At 35.2% G+C, this 21907-nt stretch carries 20 protein-coding genes, 3 pseudogenes and 1 riboswitch; of the genes and pseudogenes, 12 read left to right on the top strand and 11 right to left on the bottom strand.

Going from position 1 to position 21907, the window contains the following annotated elements:
* Positions 1 to 409 precede the first annotated feature (409 nt).
* On the top strand, positions 410 to 1186 hold the full coding sequence (locus HRG09_RS10075) for a TerC family protein (RefSeq protein ID WP_174100662.1): 777 nt from the start codon (positions 410 to 412) through the stop codon (positions 1184 to 1186).
* Positions 1187 to 1230: 44 nt separating this feature from the next.
* On the opposite strand, the gene HRG09_RS10070 is transcribed toward HRG09_RS10075, so the two are convergent.
* From HRG09_RS10070 to HRG09_RS10050, 5 genes are all read right to left on the bottom strand, one after another.
* Positions 1231 to 1536 carry an iron-sulfur cluster biosynthesis family protein gene (locus HRG09_RS10070; protein WP_174100661.1) on the bottom strand — a complete coding sequence of 102 codons (306 nt, stop codon included), beginning with the start codon at positions 1534 to 1536 and terminating at the stop codon, positions 1231 to 1233.
* A 303-nt stretch (positions 1537 to 1839) separates the two neighbouring features.
* Positions 1840 to 2142 (bottom strand): hypothetical protein, encoded by a 303-nt coding sequence (locus HRG09_RS28840; protein WP_254610054.1) that lies wholly within the window; start codon positions 2140 to 2142, stop codon positions 1840 to 1842.
* Positions 2139 to 2711 (bottom strand): GNAT family N-acetyltransferase, encoded by a 573-nt coding sequence (locus HRG09_RS10060; RefSeq protein WP_174100660.1) that lies wholly within the window; start codon positions 2709 to 2711, stop codon positions 2139 to 2141. Before HRG09_RS10060 ends, HRG09_RS28840 begins: the two co-directional genes overlap by 4 nt.
* A 132-nt stretch (positions 2712 to 2843) precedes the next feature.
* Complete coding sequence (locus tag HRG09_RS10055) at positions 2844 to 4307, bottom strand: amino acid permease (protein ID WP_174100659.1); 1464 nt, start codon at positions 4305 to 4307, stop codon at positions 2844 to 2846.
* A 114-nt stretch (positions 4308 to 4421) separates the two neighbouring features.
* A riboswitch (Lysine riboswitch) is annotated at positions 4422 to 4614 on the bottom strand.
* 337 nt (positions 4615 to 4951) lie between these two features.
* The gene (locus tag HRG09_RS10050) at positions 4952 to 5851 is read right to left on the bottom strand and encodes a sulfite exporter TauE/SafE family protein (protein ID WP_174100658.1); all 900 of its coding nucleotides are present in this window, start codon (positions 5849 to 5851) and stop codon (positions 4952 to 4954) included.
* 209 nt (positions 5852 to 6060) lie between these two features.
* Between HRG09_RS10050 and HRG09_RS10045 the strand changes: the two genes are divergently transcribed.
* From HRG09_RS10045 to HRG09_RS10025, 5 genes are all read left to right on the top strand, one after another.
* Positions 6061 to 6864 carry a VOC family protein gene (locus HRG09_RS10045; RefSeq protein ID WP_174100657.1) on the top strand — a complete coding sequence of 268 codons (804 nt, stop codon included), beginning with the start codon at positions 6061 to 6063 and terminating at the stop codon, positions 6862 to 6864.
* A gap of 121 nt (positions 6865 to 6985) precedes the next feature.
* Complete coding sequence (locus tag HRG09_RS10040; RefSeq protein WP_174100656.1) at positions 6986 to 7726, top strand: metallophosphoesterase family protein; 741 nt, start codon at positions 6986 to 6988, stop codon at positions 7724 to 7726.
* A gap of 162 nt (positions 7727 to 7888) precedes the next feature.
* The gene (locus HRG09_RS10035) at positions 7889 to 8092 is read left to right on the top strand and encodes a hypothetical protein (protein WP_174100655.1); all 204 of its coding nucleotides are present in this window, start codon (positions 7889 to 7891) and stop codon (positions 8090 to 8092) included.
* 152 nt (positions 8093 to 8244) lie between these two features.
* Positions 8245 to 8736 carry an RNA polymerase sigma factor gene (locus tag HRG09_RS10030; RefSeq protein WP_174100654.1) on the top strand — a complete coding sequence of 164 codons (492 nt, stop codon included), beginning with the start codon at positions 8245 to 8247 and terminating at the stop codon, positions 8734 to 8736.
* Entirely contained in the window at positions 8736 to 9644 is a 909-nt protein-coding gene (locus HRG09_RS10025; RefSeq protein WP_174100653.1) for a sigma factor regulator N-terminal domain-containing protein, read from the top strand. The genes HRG09_RS10030 and HRG09_RS10025 overlap by 1 nt, the downstream gene beginning before the upstream one ends.
* Positions 9645 to 9797: 153 nt before the next feature.
* Here HRG09_RS10025 and pdxR read toward each other — a convergent pair whose 3' ends face one another.
* Positions 9798 to 11240, bottom strand: coding sequence for a MocR-like pyridoxine biosynthesis transcription factor PdxR (pdxR, locus tag HRG09_RS10020; protein WP_174100652.1), 1443 nt, complete (start codon positions 11238 to 11240; stop codon positions 9798 to 9800).
* A 129-nt stretch (positions 11241 to 11369) separates the two neighbouring features.
* Between pdxR and HRG09_RS10015 the strand changes: the two genes are divergently transcribed.
* The gene (locus HRG09_RS10015; RefSeq protein WP_174100651.1) at positions 11370 to 12281 is read left to right on the top strand and encodes a DMT family transporter; all 912 of its coding nucleotides are present in this window, start codon (positions 11370 to 11372) and stop codon (positions 12279 to 12281) included.
* A gap of 36 nt (positions 12282 to 12317) precedes the next feature.
* Here HRG09_RS10015 and HRG09_RS10010 read toward each other — a convergent pair whose 3' ends face one another.
* Positions 12318 to 12758, bottom strand: coding sequence for an NUDIX hydrolase (locus tag HRG09_RS10010; RefSeq protein WP_174100650.1), 441 nt, complete (start codon positions 12756 to 12758; stop codon positions 12318 to 12320).
* A 130-nt stretch (positions 12759 to 12888) separates the two neighbouring features.
* Between HRG09_RS10010 and HRG09_RS29375 the strand changes: the two are divergent.
* Together HRG09_RS29375 and HRG09_RS10000 are read left to right on the top strand one after the other, a co-directional pair.
* Positions 12889 to 13301 (top strand): annotated as a pseudogene (locus tag HRG09_RS29375) (DUF3980 domain-containing protein).
* A 793-nt stretch (positions 13302 to 14094) separates the two neighbouring features.
* The gene (locus HRG09_RS10000; RefSeq protein ID WP_174100649.1) at positions 14095 to 14919 is read left to right on the top strand and encodes a VanW family protein; all 825 of its coding nucleotides are present in this window, start codon (positions 14095 to 14097) and stop codon (positions 14917 to 14919) included.
* Positions 14920 to 15326: 407 nt separating this feature from the next.
* On the opposite strand, the gene HRG09_RS09995 is transcribed toward HRG09_RS10000, so the two are convergent.
* From HRG09_RS09995 to HRG09_RS09980, 4 genes and pseudogenes are all read right to left on the bottom strand, one after another.
* Positions 15327 to 15911 (bottom strand): class I SAM-dependent methyltransferase, encoded by a 585-nt coding sequence (locus tag HRG09_RS09995; RefSeq protein WP_174100648.1) that lies wholly within the window; start codon positions 15909 to 15911, stop codon positions 15327 to 15329.
* Between the two features lie 78 nt (positions 15912 to 15989).
* Positions 15990 to 16424 (bottom strand): Rrf2 family transcriptional regulator, encoded by a 435-nt coding sequence (locus HRG09_RS09990; RefSeq protein WP_174100647.1) that lies wholly within the window; start codon positions 16422 to 16424, stop codon positions 15990 to 15992.
* Between the two features lie 494 nt (positions 16425 to 16918).
* Positions 16919 to 17882 (bottom strand): annotated as a pseudogene (locus HRG09_RS09985) (ornithine cyclodeaminase family protein).
* Positions 17883 to 17941: 59 nt separating this feature from the next.
* Positions 17942 to 19124: pseudogene (locus HRG09_RS09980) on the bottom strand (MFS transporter).
* 216 nt (positions 19125 to 19340) lie between these two features.
* Between HRG09_RS09980 and HRG09_RS09975 the strand changes: the two are divergent.
* From HRG09_RS09975 to HRG09_RS09965, 3 genes are all read left to right on the top strand, one after another.
* Entirely contained in the window at positions 19341 to 19811 is a 471-nt protein-coding gene (locus HRG09_RS09975) for a GNAT family N-acetyltransferase (RefSeq protein WP_174100646.1), read from the top strand.
* 31 nt (positions 19812 to 19842) lie between these two features.
* Positions 19843 to 20412, top strand: a complete 570-nt coding sequence (locus tag HRG09_RS09970) for a histidine phosphatase family protein (protein WP_174100645.1) — start codon at positions 19843 to 19845, stop codon at positions 20410 to 20412.
* Positions 20413 to 20582: 170 nt separating this feature from the next.
* Complete coding sequence (locus HRG09_RS09965; protein ID WP_174100644.1) at positions 20583 to 21620, top strand: NAD-dependent epimerase/dehydratase family protein; 1038 nt, start codon at positions 20583 to 20585, stop codon at positions 21618 to 21620.
* Positions 21621 to 21907 lie beyond the last annotated feature (287 nt).

Genomic DNA, 21907 nt, shown 5'->3' with positions numbered 1-21907 from the left:
CTTCAATTTCATCGACCTTTTTGGAACAGAATTAGGACGTGACGCGGAGTTGGTTGGACGGAGTGGAAGCGGGCATAGGTCTATTCAAAGCTTGCAATCCCCGGTGTCCAGCAGGAATATAACGAGGTCATCAATAAATAATTCCCCATTTAATTACATCTACATTGCGGGTGGTGTCAGCTTCGCTGGTACTACCCCATGCCCATCAAGCTAACAAAAGCAAATACCCCAAAACGAGAAAATTGACATCTCCAGGTGATTTTGGTTGAAATTATAACAAATAAAGGACAAAGAAGTAACTGTCAAAATATTTTAGCTATAAGTTTTAGGATTTCATATGGCTTAATGGGAAATTCTATTGTTAGTAAAGCTTTTACCTAATTTTTCGTTTTAGAAAGGAGAGAAGTGGATGGAGTCATTATGGCTAGAGTATGCTTGGGCACTATTAATTCTAATCGGATTAGAAGGATTGTTATCGGCTGACAATGCCCTTGTGTTAGCAGTAATAGCAAAGCATTTACCCGAAGATCAGAAAAAAAGAGCTATAAATTACGGAATCATTATGGCCTTCGTTTTCCGATTTGCTGCTCTTTTTGCCATTTCATTTATTGCAAATGTCTGGCAGATACAAGCAATAGGAGCAGCTTATCTTCTTTACCTAGGATTAAAGCATGTCATTCAGGCACGGTTCGGAAAAGACAATAAGAATATTCATAAGGACGATGAAAAGGAATCGGCAGATAAAGGATACTGGTTCACAGTAGGAAAGATTGCATTAGCTGACCTTGCTTTTGCAATCGATTCGATACTAGCTGCAGTTGCTCTTGCACTGGGTCTTCCAGATTCACCGCTAGACGATTTTGGTGGTATGGATGGAGGACAGTTCATTGTTGTTCTTCTGGGAGGTATTGCCGGACTTGTCTTAATTAAATTTGCAGCAACCTGGTTTGTGAAACTCCTTGAAAAACGTCCGGCATTGGAAACAACAGCATATGCAATTGTTGCCTGGGTCGGTGTCAAACTCGCTGTAATTACACTTGCCCATGAGGATATTGGTGTCTTAGAGCATGATTTTCCACACAGTACAGCTTGGACTTTGATCTTCTATGGAGTATTAGTCGGTATTGCCCTAATTGGTTGGTTTGCACCGGGAAATAAGTCATTTCAGAAAAATTCTGCTAGGTAAAAATGAAGAATCCCCACGCTTCGGTTAAGAAACAGGGGGACTCTTCATTTTTTTATCGATAAACCATATACAAGTGTTTCACTAGGAGTTGTAATGCTAAAACCAGTCGTTTTATAATCAAGCTTTAACGTATCGCCGACATAGTTTTTTGTAAACTCATCCATTTGAATGATGATTTGCTCGTCTTCATAAACAACTTCATTTGAGTTATATTCATCAAAAATTAAATCGACATCAACAAATATACTGCAAGAATTCGTCATCGTGCCTCTAATACGTACGATGCTTTTGTTATTTACGTTTAATTTATGTAATACAGATTTTGCCTCATCAGTTACGCGAATGTTCATGGAATCCCAACTTTCGTTTATAGTTCTTATTCTATTATTGCAAAAACATGAGAAATAGGGAAGGAAAGCGATTCGATAAATGATAAGTGTATAGAGATTACGGTTTGAAAAGTAAGGATGGAACTGTAAATGTTTGCGTTAAGCACAACTCAGTATCACTTGTTTTCTCAACTTCTTGATACTTTATCCCATTCTTTTGGTAGAATTTTTTCCAGAAGTTCACCGCTGTGTTATTGCTTTTTAATTGCATGACATAATAGGTTCCTTTGTACTGTTTTAATAGTTGTAAAATTGCTTGATTTGCTATCTTTTTCCGCGGTACGCTTTTAATAGGAAAAAATCGTTAATACAGTAATCTGTCTCAGGCGCTGTGAATGGTGATTTTGCGAGCAAGAGAAACCCGGCATATTTTTCTTCATATTTAACGAAATAAGGGGAAAGCTCTTCCCGGTTACAAATAAGTTCAAAAGCATCAAATTCAAAAAATCCCTTTTCATTCGGATGAAGGGTAGGAGAGAATTCAGATAAATCATGTAAGTATAACGAATAAAAGTTTCTTAATATCTCTCTTTGCGCTGTAGAAACAGCTTCAAGAGTAATGTTCATTTTAATTCCGCCTTTTGTAAAAATAACGCCTTTGTAATGTGAAAGTACAGCATACCTTCATACTCGTGGAGAGATTTTTCTAAGTTTTTTACAGTTTTTTTAAATTGAAATCCAAGTTTTTCTAATACATGAATAAATTTTTTGTTTGCTGGAAAGACGGAGGCCATAATAACTTCGATTCCAATTACCGAAAAAGTATATTGTAAAAGAGCGGACGTTGCTTCGGTTGCATAACCTTTTCCCCATGTATCATGAGAGAATGCGTAATATAGTTCAGTTGAGGTTGGTTCGAAATCAGATGTACCTAATCCACAATAGCCGATTAATTTTTGAGAAACCTTTTCTATAATAGAAAGATTAAATTTACCAATATGGTTTACAGAATTTTTTTTATTCATGTCTATGCTCCAGTAAATAATATCTTCAATTTCTTTAAGAGAATAAGCGGGTTCTGGAATATAGAAATTTACTTCAGGTTGTTTTTGTAATTCATATAAGGCGGATGCATCAGAGATCCTATAAGGTCGTATATGTAGTCTTTCTGTTTCGATTTGAAGATTTACAAACATGTCGCACCTTCTTTATGTTCAATTTCTTACATGTAATACACAATTCGACAGAAAATGAATATATCCTTTGAATGTAAGAATTCATTCCAATAAAAAAGGTGAGCAAACATAACGTTTGCTCACCTTTATCACTTAGAGTTCACATTTATCAAGAGGTACTACTTTTGTTTTCTTTGTAAATTTATATCCTAACCACATTGCTAGGAAGAAAGGTAAGCCGATATAGGAAACGAGTACACCGTTCCAATCGATAGATTCACCCATAAATGCACCGTAGTTTTGTCCGAGAATAACAATTACACAAAGTGCAAATGCAAAGATTGGACCAAATGGGAACCATTTTGCTTTATAAGGAAGATCATTTAAATCTTTTCCTTGTGCAATATATGCTTTGCGGAATCGATAGTGACTAATTGCGATACCTACCCATGCGATAAAGCCAGACATTCCAGAAGCGTTTAATAGCCAAACATATACAGCGCCGTCGCCATATAAAGAAGCTAAGAAAGCAGCACATCCAACTAGAGATGTGGCAATTAAAGCGTTAACGGGTACACCACGACTATTTAGTTTGCCTAAAAATTTTGGTGCTTTTCCTTGACGTGCTAATTCCCAAAGCATACGAGTGCAAGCATACATACCAGAGTTACCAGCCGATAAAACAGCTGTTAAAATAACGGCGTTCATAACAGAAGCTGCAAATGCTACACCTGCTTTTTCAAATACAAGTGTAAATGGACTTACTGTTACATCACTTGCTGCAAGACTTTCAGTTGTATAAGGAATCAATAAACCGATAACAAGAATGGCAAAGATGTAGAATAGTAGAATACGCCAAAAGATAGAACGAATTGCTTTTGGAATACTACGCTCTGGATCAGCCGTTTCACCAGCAGCTACACCTAATAATTCAGTTCCTTGGAATGAGAAACCAGCAGCCATAAATACACCGATGATTGCCATAATACCACCGTTAAATGGTGCATCCGCAACAGTAAAGTTTTTAAATCCAACAGGTTCGCCGCCCATAATGCCGAAAATCATCATAAATCCAACAATTAAAAAGATAATAACAGTTGCTACTTTAATAAGAGCGAACCAATACTCTGCTTCACCAAACCCTTTAACAGATAAATAATTAAAAAGAAATATAATAGCTAAACAAAGGCCACTCCAAATTAAAGAAGGAGTATTTGGAAACCAAAATTTCATAATTAATGTAACTGCTGCCAGTTCAGCTGCAACAGTAATTGCCCAGTTATACCAATAATTCCAGCCGAGTGCAAATCCAAGTGATGGATCGACAAATTTTGTTGCGTATGTGCTAAATGAGCCGGTGACAGGCATATACGCTGCGAGTTCTGCTAAGCTTGTCATTAAAAAGTAAACCATAATTCCGATTGCCGCATAGGCTACGAGAGCGCCGCCAGGTCCTGCCTTGTGAATGACACCACCACTAGCAAGAAAGAGTCCAGTACCAATTGTACCGCCGAGAGAGATCATTGTAAGATGGCGAGATTTTAACCCGCGCTTTAGTTCACCTTGTCCTTGTGTAGATTGTTTTGTAGAGGTAGCTTGATCAGCTATGCTATTCATGTTCAACACTCCTTTTCTTGTAAGATTAGGAAGGAGCGGGGGGAGAAAAATACAAAAAACCGCCAAAGGAATTTGGCGGAACGTTTCACAAATAACCACCCCATCATACCCTTCCGTTAAGATAGCACCCCACGTTTACACGGTACTTTGTAAACGTGACAGTTCTGTTCCTATTCGGAGACAGCCCCAGCTCATACTTCCAGAGAAGAAATATAAACTTCGGCAGCATTTCCTTTCGAACGGATTCATTGACATTCTCTGTGTCTAAGCCGTTCTACTAATAAAAGCCGCAACCTCTACCTCATCGGATTGATGAGGATTTATTTATTGCTGTGATTTTTAATATATGGCAATTGTAATTAGTTTCTGAAAATATTGCAAGGAATTTTTGTAGGAAATTATCAAAAATAATCGGTTATTGTATAGGGAACGTTTTCAAAACTCCGCCCGAACCTACTTGAATATGTAAAAAATGATGAAAAAAATTGTTATACAAATGTTTCGCAAAAAGATAGGGAAAATCCTCTAAAATTAAAAGAAAATTCAGAAAAATAAAATTCGACACGGATTATGGCGAATTTTATTTCGAAAAAAAATAAAAAAGGTAAGCAGACATATTATTTGCTTACCTTACTATTTCTCTTTTACGGTAAAACTCGTTTTTGTCCAGCTGTATAGCCAACATTTTGTTTTGCAGATGCAGAATGATTTCGAACTGAAATGAAAAGTGCAATAATAACGACAAGACCGACTGCAACGTAGGAAAGATTAATAATTGTTGGATCTACTTTAAATGATGTAAGCAGCGTTCGGATATTTGTGAAAATAATGAGTCCACCAACGAGTACACCAAGTAAATGTGAAGGAACAATTCGTACTAACCATGCAGCGATTGGAGCTGCCAAAATGCCACCTAACATAAGAGCGAATACCCAAACCCAGCTAACTTGCTCCCATCCTAATGAGATGAAAAATCCAATTGTTGCGGCTAAAGATACTGGGAATTCACTCGTATCAACAGAGCCGATTACTTTTCTTGCTTCATTTCCTCGTGCAAGAAGGACTGGTGTTGTAATTGGTCCCCAGCCACCGCCGCCAGTTGAATCAACAAATCCAGCGAATAACCCGAGCGGTATAAGTTGTTTACTAGACATGCGTTTATTGGATTTCACAATCTGTTTTTGAATAATAAATCGTAGTAAAATATAGACGCCTAAAGTAAATAAAAAGAGTGAAATGTACGGTTTAATTAAGTCGCCAGGTAAGTTACTTAAAAAGCATGCACCAACAAAAGCACCAATTGCACCGGGTAGTGTGAGTCTGGAAACAGTGTACTTATCAACGTTTCCAAATCGAATATGAGATACGCCCGAAGCTGCAGTTGTCACAACTTCTGCTAAATGAACGGATGCGGAAGCGACTGCTGGTGCAATTCCGAACATTAATAATAATGAGGAAGACGTTACGCCGTACGCCATTCCAAGTGCTCCATCAATCAATTGAGCAAAAAAACCAATAATAGCAAAGACAATTAATTTCTGCATGTATAATCCCCCTGTAATAATAAATAAAAAGGCTCTTTTCTCAAATGAGAAAAGAGCCTTTGGTTTTTCCAATCAGCTTAACATTAAGTTTTTATTATTATAATGCATATTAATCTGATAAAGCAACTAGGTTTTTAAAGTTTTTTAAATTGATTGAAATAACAGAACAGTTATATAATAAAAAGATGTTGATAAAGGGAGGGGAAATCATGTTAGCATTTGATCATCTTGTTCATGCTGTTGGGTGCACACCAAAAGAAGTAGAAGAGAAAATGAAGGAACTTGGATTTCATACCGTGCAAGGCGGGGAACATACGAACTGGGGAACGTGGAATAGTTTATGTTATTTTGATTTATCTTATATTGAATTTTTAGCGGTGCAACATGAAGATAAAGCGAAGAAAGCGGATAATCCACTTGTTCAAGAGACTGTTGAGAAATTGCAACATGGAGAAGGAATGCTGCAAATTGCTCTTCGTACAAATCATATTGAAGAATTAGCTGTAAAGCTCGCGGAAAAAGGGTTGCAAGTGAAAGGACCATTCGAAGGAAAGCGAATGAGAAACGATGGCCATCTGATCGAATGGAAAATGTTATTTGTAGAACAGGAAGAGAGTAGTCCGAAATTACCTTTCTTTATACAATGGGAAGGAGTTGACGAGGACAGAAGGGGATATTTACAAGAAGTAGGCGTCATCGCCCCGCATCGCAATGGTGTAAAAGAAATTCAGACCATATGCTATGCTGTGAAAAATATACGTGAAACAGTAGAAAGGTGGAAAGAGATTCTTGAGGTACAAGTGACTTCACCAGAAAAACATAAAGAATGGAATGCACTTTGTCAAAGCATCGTACTTAAAAATGTAAACATCCAATTTTGTGAACCGATTGATGAAGGATTTGTACAAGAACAGTTATTCGAACATGGAGAATATCCTTTTGCGGTTGAATTGCAAGGGATGAATAAGCAGAAGCGAAAACAACAAATATTAGGTAGTTTATATATATATTAATTGAGGTGGTCTATGTGAAAGACGTGTTAGAAGAACATAATGGTTTTATATCTTATATCTCAAATTGGTATAAATCTTTTCATAAGGATATAATAAATATAGAATAATCGGAGGTGTTTATATGGATAAAATAGCGCTTATTTCAGATATTCATGGTAATATCCCTGCGTTAGAGGCAGTTCTTGAAGATATAAAATTAAGAGGAATAGAACGGATTTTTTGCTTAGGCGATTTAGTAGGGAAAGGACCACAGTCTAGCGATGTCATTGATATCGTTCGCAAAGAATGCGAACAAGTTGTGATGGGAAATTGGGATGATTTTATCACAAAACCGACTGAATTTGAGACGCTAAAGTGGCATCAAAAACAGCTTACAGAAGAACATGAGAACTATTTAAGAGGACTACCGTTTTCAATTGAGTTTATGATGAGCGGGAAATTCGTCCGAATGTTTCATGCTTCACCTCGAAGTCTATATGAAAGAATTCAACCGTATGCATCAAGAGAAGAACGCGTAAGCATGTTTGAAAATAGTAATTTGACAGAAAATATGGAAGGTGAAAGAACGCCAGATGTCGTTTGTTACGGAGACGTTCATCAAGCATTTGTTCAAAATTTTAGAGGGAAAACATTATGTAACGCAGGAAGTGTAGGGAATCCACTTGAGATTACACAAGCTTCTTATTTGATTTTTGAAGGGGTGTATAATCAAAAAGAAGCAGCGAGTTTTTCTATTCAACTTGTTCGTGTTCCGTATGATATTGAACGAGCGATTCAGCTAGCGAAAGACGTCGACATGCCAGAGCTTGATGAATATGTAGAAGAACTAACTACCGCGAAGTATCGTGGGTTGAAAAAATAGGTATCTATTTTTATAAAATGGATAATCCTAAAAAATTCAAATTAAAATAGTATATTAGAAGTGAAGATTACCATATATTTGTATGTTTCTTCTTATGCATAATGTATAATGAATGTATACATAGAATTTTCTGGTAAATAAAAAGGCAGAGGAGGCTATTTTATGAATAAAACTTTTAGAATATTAATGAAAATCACACCGCCTCTCAGTATCTTTTTTATCTTAATTGGCTTGACGCTTGGAGTAATAGGGGCATTGGACCATAATATAAAAACAATAACTGGATCACTATTTATTATTGCACAAGCCGTAATTGCAATTATATATACGAAGTCTTTTAAGAAAATATGGGCTAATAAGATTTGAATAATGAAAGAAAAAGGTTCATTTTGATGTATTTGACTCAAAATGAATCTTTTTTTATGGACTTTATATTATATAAAAATGCAGAAAATGTTAATTGGCTGTATACATTTTCTATTGTTTATTCGTTGTATAAGTAGAAGGGAGGAGGAAGAGTGGATAAAGAGGATGTGTTGGCCTCCTATCTTATCAGTTTAGGAGAGGAGGTTCTCAAAATAGTAATGGCTAAAGGAGCAAAAAAAGAAGATGCAGAAGATATCATTCAAAATACATTTTATAAAGTGTACACATTGTTAGATGATTTAACAGAGAAAAATATCCGTCCGTGGTTTTTTAGAGTTGCACTCAATGAGTATATTGATTTGAAAAGGAAAAAGGAACGAAAAAACATATACCTCACCGAAGAAATTTATTCAAAGTTGCAATATACAGATTGCGAATTTGAAACGATTTTAAATAAGGATGAAATTTTCAATTTATTAAAAGATGTGAAAAAAGAATATAAAGAAGTTTTCTTTTTAAAGTATTACTATGATCTTTCGTATGAAGAAATAGCGATTATTTTGGATATTAAAGTACATAGTGTAAAGCAAAAATTATATCGGGCACGAAAGTTTATTTACTCAAACGTAGGAGGGAAATATTAATGGATACTTCGTTAAAAGATGCCTTAAAGAAAGCGAAAAGAAAACAATTATTCAAAACGATTATTATTTCAATTATCGTTATATTGATACTCTTGCCTTTATTTTATAAAACAGGAAATTACTTTGCAGCGAAAAGCTCTACAAAACTTCATGAGAGACTATTTTTACATAATATAATTGCTGAACCTAATATTCAAATTGATTCTCAAGTCATGAGTAATTCTTCTATGTTTGGTGGCAACATTGTAACAAATCGTTCTAAAAATATTAACGGATATTTAGTACGATGGAGTACATTGACAAGTTCATATGATTGGCTCGGTATCAATATTGACCATAACGAGTTAATACCAGGATCTTATTGGTCTAATACAGAGTTTTATGAGTATGATAAACAAACGAAAAATAAAGTTGCAACATTTTATCATCCGTCTATTAAAAAATACTATAATGGTGTGCGAAATGATTTAGGGAAAATTTCGCAAATGGAAAATTACGTTGCAGAAGTTGCGATTTCCTTCAATCAACCGTATACATTAAAAGAAATTCAAGAAAAAATTCCAGGTAATTTAAACATCGTATGGTGGTATATGACTTCACCTATTGTAGACGAAAGTAAAGGTCCTGCTGGTGTGCCGGTTTATGGATTTAATCCATCTGATTCACCGAAAGAGTCATACAGTGAATTTATTGATGCACTTAAAAAATTTGATTTAGGTAGTGATAAAACAATCCAGGATTTTTTGAGGTTAAATAAAAATAAACAGTTTGATGAAGTGAAAATTTTAGGGATGATGCTGACGGGGCAAACTAAAAATTTTAAAGCATTAGAAAACCAAGATTTTATTCGAGGCGCCTCTGTAGGAGCTACTGCACAAATCGTCCCTTATATAAAACCGGAGAAATAGAAAAGGAGAGGTCAAATTGGTCGTTTGGCCTCTCCTTTTATTTTCATTAATCCTACTATTTGTCGGCTAAGAGTCAGTAGGAGTCTTACTGTCTATAAAATTCCGATTGATGGTTAGTAATCAATCCGTATGGGAGGTAAAATACCCAATGATTTACCTCTTGCAAGTTTTAATAGCTGCATGTAAACGAGAAATCCCCTCATCTATTTGATCAATATCTACTTTCCCATACGATAACCGAATATAGCCATCTTTCGCACCAAAAATACTGCCAGGCATAAAGGCTACTTGTTGCTTTAAGCTCTGCATAATAAGCTGTTTTTCGTTAATAGGTTCCTTTAATTTTCCCCATATGTAAATACCGCCATTCGGGTTTGAAAAAGAAATTTCACCTTGAAGATAGGAGTTTAAAGAATCGACAAGAGTATTTCTTTTTTGTACGAGCTGCTTTCGTAATTGCTCCATATGTATATCAAAAGGAACCGTCTCAAAAAATTGCTGCATAAGCCACTGTGGAAATATACTCATTCCTAACTCCATTTGATGCCGTGCATCTGACAATCTTTCTATGACTGACTGCGGGGCAACAAGCCAGCCGATTCGAAGACCTGGTGCAATCATTTTCGATAACGAATGAACATAAATGACAGTTCCGTTCTCATCAATTGATTTTAAAGTAGGACAAGGTTGTTTATTTTCTAATGTTAGTAAACTCGATGGGTCATCTTCAACGATCGGAATACGTAAGTCTGCACAGAGAGATAGCAGCTTCTTTCTTCGGTTCGGATGAAGCATTGTACCTGTTGGGTTTTGAAAATTTGGATTTAAAAAAATCATTTTAATTCGGTGCTTTCGGTATAGTTCTTGTACATCTTCCGGATTCACCCCATGTTCATCGACAGGTAATGGGAAAATACGAATGCCTGCTGATTGAAAGAGAGGTAATGAATAACAATGTGATGGGCTTTCAAATGCTACCGCATCACCTGGATTTAATAAACATTGAACGATAAGATGAAGCGCTTGCTGGGCACCGGAAGTAATCATAATCGATTGTTCTGTTGCCTCAATTTTTAAATGACCCCTCATATATTTTGCTGCTGCTTGTCTTAACGGAAGATAGCCTTGTGGATGATCATAGCTAAGTGACTGCGTTAAAGGTTGTTTATGTAAAATTTCTTGCAACTGCTCATGGGGGAACAGGTTACAGCCAAGTTCTCCATTTGCAAAGTCAATGATATTTTCATTTTGCTGTACTTGTTCGCGAATATGACGAAGCAGTGGCAAATTCGGTAAAAATGTACCACCTTCTACGAAACCTCTCCAGTTGGGTGTGAAAGTTGGTGAAACACCCCACATATGTGTACTGACACGTGTGCCTCTTCCGGTTGTACTCTCGACGATTCCCATAGCGCGAAGTTCATTATAAGCAGTTGTTACAGTACTACGGTTCACATTTAATTGGATTGCTAGTTTTCGTTCTGAAGGAAGGAAGCTACCAGGAGGAAGCTCTCCATACATAATCCGTCTTTCAATATAGTCGACAACTTGCTGGTATATTGGGATTTTACTATCTGTATCTAACTGCCATTCCATATAAAACGACTCCTTCAAGTTTTAGCTATTTTCATTATAACAAATTGGCTGGGTGAAAAAACAGCCAATTGGACGGTGTAGTATCCAGCCAATTTTACTATGCTGATAGTAGTGGAAGGGGAGATTCGGATGAAACGATGGCAAATGGAATGGCTCCTAATATCAGTTGCTTTAGTATGGGGAGCAAACTACACAATTGGAAAATATGGAGTGGCGTATATGTCATCCATTCAATTTAATAGCTTACGATTTTTAGTGGCATCTCCGGTATTATTATTAATTACATTTTTTATGGAACGCTCGTTACATATTGAGAAAAAAGATTGGCTACGGTTATTAGCCGTTGGAATAGTTGGCACTACACTGTATCAAACATTATTTATGTTATCTGTAAAATACACCTCAGCAACAAATGCGTCTTTGTTAATCGCAATGTCACCAATTTTTACAGGGATTTTAGCAGTATTACACAAACAAGAGCGCTTTTCGATGAAAATTCAGATTGGCTCTTTATTATCGTTTAGTGGAGCAGCGCTTGTATTATTGACAGGGCATACGAGTCAATCTACATATGAGTATGCTTGGTTAGGAAACGTAATTGGATTAGTCGCTGCGATTGCATGGGGCTGGTATCCAATTTTGGCACAGCCGCTTATTACAAAATATTCAGCGATGCGAGTAACTTCTTGGTCTACACTAATTGGAATTGTACCGTTAGTCATATATTGTTTATTTAACGTAAATACATTAACTTGGCCAGCGGATGTATTAAGCTGGGGTTCATTAGGATACTCCATTGTATTTGCGACAGTTTTTGGGCTAGCCATGTGGTATGTCGGCATCAGCAAACTTGGTTCTACAAAAGTAATGGTCTATATGTATCTCGTACCACTATTTGCTGTTATTGTCGCTGCAGTAACAATTGGAGAAAGAATGAATATGATGCAATTAGTCGGCGGGTTCGTTATTTTTATCGGTTTATATGTTGTGAAAAAAGGAGCGGTAAAAAAGCCGGCTCTCAATTTGAAAAAAGTAAGTTAATGTTAAGATGAGCTCTTTCTTAGGAAAGAGCTCATCTTATTTTTGTAATGCTGTAGCTTGCTTCACAGCCCATTGTTGGTGTGTAAGTAAATGTTGTGCTTCAGAAGGGGACAGCCATTGTAACTTATGATCTTGCTCCATTCTATTAGTCTGTTCATCTATCTGCTTGCAAAGATAGAAATAACCGTCATTTAAATAATATATATCTTCTTTTTCAGCGTAAAAATATTGTTCAGCGTTGCCGATATACTGCTTAATCTCTATCAGCCAGCCTAGTTCTTCTAATAGTTCACGGTGCAAGCATGCTTCCCGTGTTTCGGCATTCTCCATACCGCCTCCTGGCAAGAAATACCTTGTTCCTTTTTTGATAACAGCTACTTTTGAGCAGGATTCATCAAAGGTAATCGCATAGCAACTAGGGCGTAATATATAGTGTTGGTTCTCCTTTTTATAACCAAAAGAGGGCTTTAGACCCATATAGAAATTTCTCCTTTCACAATATATAATTTCAAATAAAATTGTAAAAAAATTCAAATCCAAAAGGGGGTATAGTCAAAAAAGCGAATATAGTAAGTATAATTGGCATACATAGGGGAGGGCATTCAGCATGATAAAACGAAAGTGTTCACGTTGTAAAGAGATAACTGGAACGATGCACGGGGGGAAAGCGATTCAAGATGAGTTTCTATGCGAAGATTGTTTGCAAAAAGGGGTAGAGAATGGGGAATTTGAAATGCCACAAGAAAAACCTTCCTAATATCTCTATAAAAATATTAAAAGTGATGAGCGTGATTTATTTAGTCGTTTCAATTCTAGCTTCGGTATATACCGCTTCTCTTATAAATGGTCCTAGTCATGGATTTCAAACATCTATATCTGTCGAAGGATCTGGGACAGTGGGCTTTATTGTATTAGGTTCCATATTTCAATCTATTTTAATCTATTTTAATCTTTTGCGCGATTTGGGTATTTATTGTGTTAGTAGAAACGGTGATTAAAATTTATGAGAAAATGAAGTGAGCGAATATATAGAAATCATTCCGAAAGCCCTCAAGATATATTGAAAACTTCTGATGTATCTTTGAGGGCTGTTTGTAATTGAAAGTGAAATTGTATACCGTAGGTGAATTATATATTTTTTGGTAGTAATATTTATATGGTTGCATATTATATTACTCTAATGATATATAATGGTGTTATTGACATTTTTTGTATAGATGAGGGGGGAACATGGAATGTGTTAAAGAAGAAATATAATATGATTGCAATTGGAGCAAATATTCTTTTCTCGCTATGTTGGATTATGGTGCTTAAGTATAGTACTTATAATTATGCTGCCGGCGGTGGGGACCAAAGGAAATTAAAGTTTCTATTCTATTAGATATCTTACAGATGATCATTCTTTTCATATCGTTAGTGTTTGCGTTGGTTGCAGTATATATAAATGATGAAAAAGTGTGGCTATGATATGTAAATGCGAGCATAACGCTTATCTATTTTATTTTAACCGGAATGTATGATTGTATCATTATTTATATACTCATTACGGCGCCAATTCATTTACAAATGTTGTTTCAATTTATTTTATGGTAAGTAGAGTATAAAAGATTGATAAGTATTTCATGAAGTATTCATTTTATAAAGCGGAGATTTTGTATAAGTGATTATAGTAGTTTGAATGATGATGACAAACAAAAAATATATACTATAAGGGAATACAGTAAGATATACATATCAATTTGCTTAGTGATGATGAATAAAGTATAAATTTGAATACATTATATAATTGATATATAAAGGAGCTCAGTTCTCAATGGCAAGAACATTATTAACAGAAAGGTTTCCTTTTCTAATTCCTATTAGAATTAGGCAACGTAGGCTGTTTAAAAAAGTTAGTGATTGTCTTAAAGGTTATAAATTTTCAAAAACATTTGAGCAAAACCCTTTACCTTACAGGATTTATAAACATAAATCTTTGCTTATTAGAAAATTAGGTGATACGGATATACAACTGCAATATAACAAAATCACGAATCTAAAGTTAGCCATCTCTAAAATAAACCACGTTGTAATTAAACCGGGAGAAACATTTTCATTTTGGCACCTTGTTGGTAATTCTAGTGAAAAGGCTGGATATAAAGAGGGCATTATTTTAATGAATGGCGAAGCGATAAAGGGAATAGGTGGTGGTCTCTGTCAGTTAGGGAATCTTCTTTACTGGATGTTTCTTCATTCAGAGTTAGAAACAGTGGAAAGATATCGTCATAGTTTCGATCCATTCCCTGACTCTGGACGTGTGATTCCATTTGGAACAGGCGCGACTTTGATGAATGGGATTATTGATCTGAAATTGAGAAATAATTCAAATATTTACTATCAAGTTAATCTACATCTTGATGAAAAATACATCTATGGAGAGATTAGGGCATCTCAGTATCCTCCATATACGTATTCTATCGTTGAAGAAGATCATCGATTTGTGAGAAAAGTAGATGGTCAAGTATACAGACAAAATAAAGTGTATAAGAAAATAGTTGATCGTGTCACAGGTAATTTAGTTGGTAAAGAACTAGTCATGGAAAATGATTGCTTAGTAAAATATGAGGTAGATGATGAGAAAATTATAGGTTCTTTATAAACAATGCTTTTCACTTATCTAAAGATATTTGAAAAAACTGCGTAGTCGTTCACTGTAGTAGCATGGCTTGTGGATTTAGAGGACATTTTTGATTCAATTCGTGATAATGGTGCTGATAAAAGATAAATAGAAAGAGCATGTTTTGAAAAAAGATGAATCAAAACATGCTCTTATTTCATTGCTCAAATGTTTTATAAAAAAGTTTGATTGTTTTAATGAGTCTTCCGTAGCTAAAGCCACCTTAGTTGCAGAAGGCTCATGTATAGTTGACGGAAACTGTATATGAACGGAGTAAGATAATGGTTTATATATTTTTTCTGATAAGTAGATCTTGATTTTTTGCTCCTCATATTAAGTGAAAATAAGGTTTTTTCATTTACAATAAAGTCGTAAAGAGTGTGCAATAATTATTTTTTTGCAATGATAATATATATAGCATCTGTTGGATATAATTTCTGTATTACCTTCAATCCGACATTCGTTATTTCTTTTTCCATAATCGAAGAGGCGATTCTAGGGTGGCTATCGGTAGGATTATTTTTCTTTTCAAATTCAATACATACGAAATATCCATCATCTTTAAGTACTTGTTTAATTTGCTGTAATGAATGAGATAGCTGCTTAACCTCATGTAGAACTAATGAAGCTAGTGCGAAGTCAATTGAATTTTCAGATAGCGGAATATCATCAATACTACCTTTAAGAGATTTGACATTTGTAATATTTTCTTTTTTTGCCTTAGAATTTATAACTTCTAACATATTAGAATCTATATCTAATGCATAAACTGACCCCTCCACGATTTTAGCAGCAGGGATTGTAATATACCCAGTACCTGCACCTAAATCTAACATAGTATCAGCTTTCTTAATAGGAAGCATTTTCAGTAGCTTTTCTGGAGGTATATCTCCTCTTCTTTTAGGATTATCAAGAAATTCAATTTTTTTTGCTAAGTGTTTCATTTCTTTAGAATGGGACTCTTTCTTTTTCATATAAATTATGCTCCTTTTAATTAAATATATTAAAGACTCTTAATATCTGCAATTGATTTAAAAAAATAATTAGATTGATTAACAATCACAATTATTTTTCTTTTTTGATTGGATTTGTTTTGCAATATCAATAATATACTTTTTGTTTAGTTCATCTTTCATCTTATTTTCTGCATCAATCATTACATTCTCAATTAAACAGTCTTCATTTCTAAATAATTTTTCATGTTCCAGTGAACAACTGAATAAAGTTGTTTGACCTTCAATAGCATGAATGACATCTAAAAATGAAATATTATGAGACTGTCTTGCTATACTATATCCACCATTAACACCAGGATTTGATTCAATTAGTCCTGCTTTAACAAGTTTTGTTAAAATTTTAGAAAGGTATGTTGGTGAGAGATTTTGAATTTTAGCTAACTGTTCTACTCCAGTTGATTTTCCTTTCGGTGTTAGTGTTAAATATACCATTGTGTGTAAAGCATAATTTGTGGCTTTTGAATATTTCATGACTTTCCTCCATTATAAATACATTAAAGACCTTTATTGTCTGGAATTCATTTTAATTTAAAGTGAAAAAAATATCAAGATGTTTACACCTTCTCTTTCATTCAGAGGCAGACCAGATTACGCACCTATTCAACGAATCTACCCTTTAGCGTAATAAGAAAAAGCGAAACACTATCATTTTTTAAATTTCCATCTGACTTTTATTCACATTACTCAAATTTTTTTTACACCTTTTGTTTCTTATTTTCTTGTAACCTTCAAAATCTTTTGGATAATGTCAGAGGTGTTGATTATACTTTCCTTTTTCAACAGCTGCAGTATAGAAGGGAGTAATTTTTGATAAACACGAAAAAAGAGCGTAGTAATATACGCCCTTATACATTGATATATTCACTATAAACGCTAAAATATTGCACTTGTGAAGGATAATTATATAGATTGTATTAATGTGGCCAGTTACTTTATAGGCACTTTTCAAATCACTTTACGGATGACTATTTCATATATTTTTCATAAATCGAACTTGCCACCACTGTATCTAAAAAGGCAACTCCAACTGATTTGAATAGGGTAATTTCATTAGGATTTGCTCGTCCTTGTTTATGCCCTAAAATAATATCCCCAAGCTCACTATATATATTTGAAAAATCCCATTTATTATTTTCAATTGCGATTAGAAAATCTCCAGCTTCATGCTGCACACCTTCTAGTGTATCTACAATAATTTTCTCGCTGCGCTGTAATGTGGTGAAATCGAGCTCTTGCATATGAGGTTGATAAGAGCCAATTCCATTAATATGAGTACCGGGTTTGAGGTATTTCCCATCAAAGACAGGAGTAGTGGACGTGGTACTGCAAATGACAATATCAGCCATTGCAACCGTATCGTCAGCTGATTCCATAATTTCAATGGATCCACTCCAATTTGGATATAAGGAGTGTAATTGGTTTTTAAATTCAAATGCTTTTTGTATTGTACGATTCACAAGAAGAATGCGCGTTAGGGAACGAACTTCCATAACAGCTTGTATTTGCCCGAGTGCTTGAGCGCCGCAGCCAATGACAGCGCAAACACTAGCATCTTGGCGAGCGAAATGTTCTGTCGCAATACCGCTCATTGCTCCTGTTCGAAGCGTCGTTAAATAAGATGCTTCAATTGTTGCGACGTGATTACCGGTATTTGTTTCTGTTAAAACGATTAAGCTCTGTAGCGCTTTTTTTTCCTTTTTGCGTATTTTGAGGGAAGATACTAACAATTTTCGTAGATGCAAATTCGATAGGAGCTACATAAGAGGGCATGTAAAGAGAGTTTGCCTCTTCTTGAGAGTGCTGGATATTGAGCCTTACCGGTGTTGTAATCTCATTGTTCATATAATACTGGAATGCTTTTTCTACGTCTTGCAAGCAGTCTTTCATTTTATAAATGTCTTTTACCATTTCTTCTGTAATATGAATCATTTCAATTATCCTCCTTTTTACTAGAAAAGGGGGAAGCTGCAAATCCCCCGATGGACTAACTAGGCTTGAATATCTTGATTTTGTACATTCTCTGCAATTTTCTTTGTTGAAACGGCAGCGATTGCAATTAAAGAGATGCAGCAAGTAAGTACAATATATAGCGCTACTGGAATCCAAGAACCGTTATATATATTCATTAAATAAGCAGCAATCATCGGTGCAGTTCCTCCGGCAAGTGCAGCACCTAATTGATATCCTAATGTAACCCCAGTATAGCGTACTTGAGTGGAAAAAATTTCAGAGAATAATGTACCTAATACAGCTGTTACAGGTGCCCATAAAATCCCTAATCCAATAACAGTTGCAATAATGATAGAAAAAGTAGTTCCTTGATTTAATAGTAGGAAATAGGGAAAAGCATATAAAAGCATAGCGACCGTTCCACATATGTACATTTTCTTTCTTCCAATGAAATCTGAAAGTTTTCCCATAATCGGAATCATAATCGTCGTAATGAACATAGCGATTGTAACGGCGTTCAAGACAGTTGTATTCGGTAATTTTAGCTGCGATGTACCGTAGGAAACAATGAATGTAGAGAAAATATAGAAAGGAGCTGTTTCCGCTTTCTTTTGCTTTTTTGAAATCGGGTGTTTCATCTAATCCATTTCGAATCTATAATCCTATGAATACGAGTACGGCACTCAGAATAAATGGGACTCTCCATCCCCATGTTACAAAGTTATCACCAGAAATCATTGTCATAAAGGAGATTGCCGCAGTTCCAAGTAACATTCCAATGGTAACACCTGTTTGCGGGATGCTACCGAAAAACCCCTTTTTATCTTTCGGCGCATATTCGACTGCTAGTAGTAAAGCACCACCCCATTCGCCACCAATTCCTAATCCTTGGATAATTCTTAATAAGATTAAAAGAATAGGAGCGAGTATACCAATACTTTCATAGGAAGGAAGTAAGCCAATACATACTGTCGCGCCTCCCATAAGAGATAGAGTTAATACAAGTGTCTTTTTTCTGCCGATTTTGTCACCGATATGACTGAAAATAATACCTCCAAGTGGACGAATGAAAAACGGGATACCAAAAGAAAGATAAGAAAGCATGAGTGCGACGAGAGGATCCTCGTTTACGAAAAATAATTTGTTAAATACAAGTGCAGCAGCAGTTCCATATAGGAAGAAATCAAACCATTCAATAGAACTACCAATTAAACTAGCAATGAGTGCTTTTCTTTGGACAGAACTTTATTGTTTCATTTGTTCACCTCTTATGTTTTTAATATTCTAATTATTTAAACATCTTACAAAAAATACTTTTATATGTCAAAAAATTCAGATTAGAGGAAGCGAGATTGTCTGTAGCAAATAATATAGAGTGTGCTTTCAGATTGTACATACGGAATCAACTCGGGAATACTAGGGCAGGGGGAAAAGAAAATGAAAGTGAGAAACCTCCAAGTGGAAGATTATGCAGTGATTCATTCTTTGATTAACGAATGGTGGGACGGAAGAAATATGGCGGATATGCTGCCAAAGTTATTCTTCGTTCATTTTCAAGAAACGAGTTTTGTCATTGAAGAGGATGGAGAAATGTTAGGTTTTTTATGTGGATTCTTATCGCAAACATATAAAGATGAGGCATATGTTCATTTTATTGGAGTGAATCCAAAGTATAGAAGAAAGGGAATTGCTTCTGCACTCTATTCTTACTTTTTTGATGCGGTACGAGTGAATAATCATCATATTGTAAAAGCTGTAACATCACCTGTTAATAAAAGGTCTATTCAATTCCATCAAGAAATTGGATTTGAAATTGAAGTAGGTGATGGGGAAGTGGATGGAGTATCTGTACATACAAATTATGATGGAGATGGAGGGAGTAGAGTATTGTTTGTGAAGAGGGTATAGATAATTATAAACGGTGTAAAGGATGGTAAGGATGAATACTGTTATTTATATGGTGAGACATGGTGATTCACCAAAAGCAGAAGGAAATGAACGAACAAGAGGGTTAACTGAAAAAGGAAAATTAGATGCTTATCGAATCACTGACATATTACAAAGAGAGGGCATTGAGGTCTTTGTTTCAAGCCCATACAATCGGTCCATCCTAACGATTCAGGGATTAGCAGAACGTTTAGGGCAAGATGTTGTCGTATTTGAAGATTTAAAAGAGCGAGTTTTTTCTGCTGGGGATAAGCGAATATCCGATAAGGAGTTAATGCCTTTATTAAAAAGATCATTTTCTAATCCCAATTTTGCTTTAATGGGAGGAGAATCTAATGTAGCCTGTCAAGAGCGGGCTATAAGAGTTTTAAAAGAATTATTGAACACTTATCGAGGACAGAAAGTAGTATTAGGCACTCATGGAGCTGTTATGACTTTGATGATGGGGTATTATGACAGTCAGTACGATTTGAATTTTTTACTACATGCATCAAAACCAGATATATATAGAATGGAATTTCATGGTCAGAAATTGGTGGAGGTTAAAAGATTGTGGAAATAAAGTGAAAATTTAAAGATAATGTTGTCATCCAAAAAGCGCCATACTATTTTGAACAAAAGCAACATCATTTATTAATTTTTTCATCATCTCCCGTAACCTTTTAAGTAGGAAAATCGTTATTTAAAATGAATACTAAATTAATAGGTTATGAAAATGGAAGGGGGAAATATATGAAAGTCCTTATATTAGGGGGAACCCGTTTTTTAGGAAGAGCTATGGTAGAAGAAGCATTGAAAAGAGGGCATGAAGTTACCTTGTTTAATCGTGGCACAAATAAAGAAATATTTCCTGAAGTAGAGCAACTAACCGGCAATAGAGATAGCGATGTATCAGCCTTAAAAAATCGGAAGTGGGATGTTGTCATGGATACATGTGGATTTGCGCCTCATCAAATCCGCAAAATCGCAACCGAACTTGGAGATAACATCGAACATTATACATTCATATCAAGTATTTCTACTTATAAAGATTGGATTCCACTTCATATTAAGGAAGACTATCATTTACAGTCTATGCCACCTAGCGATAAGTTGAAAGCGGTTGAAGAGGGAGAAATATCTCCCTACGAGTATTATGGCGCATTGAAAGTTTTATGTGAGGAAGAAGCAGAAAAACATTGGCCGGGTCGTGTGTTACATGTAAGGGCAGGGCTTCTCGTTGGACCATTTGACTATTCGGATCGACTTCCGTACTGGGTTCAGCGTGTATCACAAGGTGGAAAAATAATGGTGCCGGGGCGTTCAGACCGTCCTGTTCAATTAATTGATGTAAAAGATGTAACAACTTGGGCGTTCGATATGGCACAAAAGAGAAAAGTAGGTACGTTTAATGTAACAGGGCCGAATGATGAATTGACGATAGAAGAATTATTAAATGCTTGTAAAGCGGTAACAAACAGCGATGCCCAATTTGTATGGGTAGAAGAACAATTTCTACTGGAAAATAAAGTACAGCCATGGACGGAGATGCCTTTATGGATTCCCCAAAATTCCCCATTAGAAGGAGAAACAGAACCATGGAAAGGTGGTTTTTTCATTAGTATAGAAAAAGCTGTTAACACTGGTCTTTCTTTTAGACCTTTTGAAGATACTATTTATGATGTGTATCAATGGGAAAAATCAAGGAAGGATACAGAGCGAAAAGCAGGTATATCAAAAGAAAGAGAGTTGGAATTGCTAGAGGCTTGGTTTCAAAAAGAGAAATTGTGATGAGGATATATATGTATCAAACAGAGGAGAAACTTCTCAGGCGGTTATAACGCTACATGCTATGGTCATTGGAATAGTATTGCAGTGGATAATAATTTTTGTATTCTAATATGCAGGATTTTATATATTATTGTTATAGCGGGGATTCTAAAAATCTTTGCTATTTTTTTGTTTTCTTTTTTATATGAAATCTTGTATATAATGGTGAAACGCCTCTCTTTTAGAATATAGACTAGTAAACAAGCTATTCTTGTATTTGAACATATAATAGAGTAAATTCTCTAGAA

Source organism: Bacillus sp. Xin1, from assembly GCF_013314535.1.
Taxonomy (GTDB): domain Bacteria; phylum Bacillota; class Bacilli; order Bacillales; family Bacillaceae_G; genus Bacillus_A.
Note: the sequence above shows the minus strand (reverse complement) of the source record. Positions and strands in the feature narration are given on the sequence as shown.

What these genes read in the sequence shown, in the direction of transcription:
- HRG09_RS10075 (WP_174100662.1), top strand. Translation starts at nt 410, where the DNA reads ATGGAGTCATTATGGCTAGAGTATGCTTGGGCACTATTAATTCTAATC.
- HRG09_RS10070 (WP_174100661.1), bottom strand. Translation starts at nt 1,536, where the DNA reads ATGAACATTCGCGTAACTGATGAGGCAAAATCTGTATTACATAAATTA.
- HRG09_RS28840 (WP_254610054.1), bottom strand. Translation starts at nt 2,142, where the DNA reads ATGAACATTACTCTTGAAGCTGTTTCTACAGCGCAAAGAGAGATATTA.
- HRG09_RS10060 (WP_174100660.1), bottom strand. Translation starts at nt 2,711, where the DNA reads ATGTTTGTAAATCTTCAAATCGAAACAGAAAGACTACATATACGACCT.
- HRG09_RS10055 (WP_174100659.1), bottom strand. Translation starts at nt 4,307, where the DNA reads ATGAATAGCATAGCTGATCAAGCTACCTCTACAAAACAATCTACACAA.
- HRG09_RS10050 (WP_174100658.1), bottom strand. Translation starts at nt 5,851, where the DNA reads ATGCAGAAATTAATTGTCTTTGCTATTATTGGTTTTTTTGCTCAATTG.
- HRG09_RS10045 (WP_174100657.1), top strand. Translation starts at nt 6,061, where the DNA reads ATGTTAGCATTTGATCATCTTGTTCATGCTGTTGGGTGCACACCAAAA.
- HRG09_RS10040 (WP_174100656.1), top strand. Translation starts at nt 6,986, where the DNA reads ATGGATAAAATAGCGCTTATTTCAGATATTCATGGTAATATCCCTGCG.
- HRG09_RS10035 (WP_174100655.1), top strand. Translation starts at nt 7,889, where the DNA reads ATGAATAAAACTTTTAGAATATTAATGAAAATCACACCGCCTCTCAGT.
- HRG09_RS10025 (WP_174100653.1), top strand. Translation starts at nt 8,736, where the DNA reads ATGGATACTTCGTTAAAAGATGCCTTAAAGAAAGCGAAAAGAAAACAA.
- pdxR (WP_174100652.1), bottom strand. Translation starts at nt 11,240, where the DNA reads ATGGAATGGCAGTTAGATACAGATAGTAAAATCCCAATATACCAGCAA.
- HRG09_RS10015 (WP_174100651.1), top strand. Translation starts at nt 11,370, where the DNA reads ATGAAACGATGGCAAATGGAATGGCTCCTAATATCAGTTGCTTTAGTA.
- HRG09_RS10010 (WP_174100650.1), bottom strand. Translation starts at nt 12,758, where the DNA reads ATGGGTCTAAAGCCCTCTTTTGGTTATAAAAAGGAGAACCAACACTAT.
- HRG09_RS10000 (WP_174100649.1), top strand. Translation starts at nt 14,095, where the DNA reads ATGGCAAGAACATTATTAACAGAAAGGTTTCCTTTTCTAATTCCTATT.
- HRG09_RS09995 (WP_174100648.1), bottom strand. Translation starts at nt 15,911, where the DNA reads ATGAAAAAGAAAGAGTCCCATTCTAAAGAAATGAAACACTTAGCAAAA.
- HRG09_RS09990 (WP_174100647.1), bottom strand. Translation starts at nt 16,424, where the DNA reads ATGAAATATTCAAAAGCCACAAATTATGCTTTACACACAATGGTATAT.
- HRG09_RS09975 (WP_174100646.1), top strand. Translation starts at nt 19,341, where the DNA reads ATGAAAGTGAGAAACCTCCAAGTGGAAGATTATGCAGTGATTCATTCT.
- HRG09_RS09970 (WP_174100645.1), top strand. Translation starts at nt 19,843, where the DNA reads ATGAATACTGTTATTTATATGGTGAGACATGGTGATTCACCAAAAGCA.
- HRG09_RS09965 (WP_174100644.1), top strand. Translation starts at nt 20,583, where the DNA reads ATGAAAGTCCTTATATTAGGGGGAACCCGTTTTTTAGGAAGAGCTATG.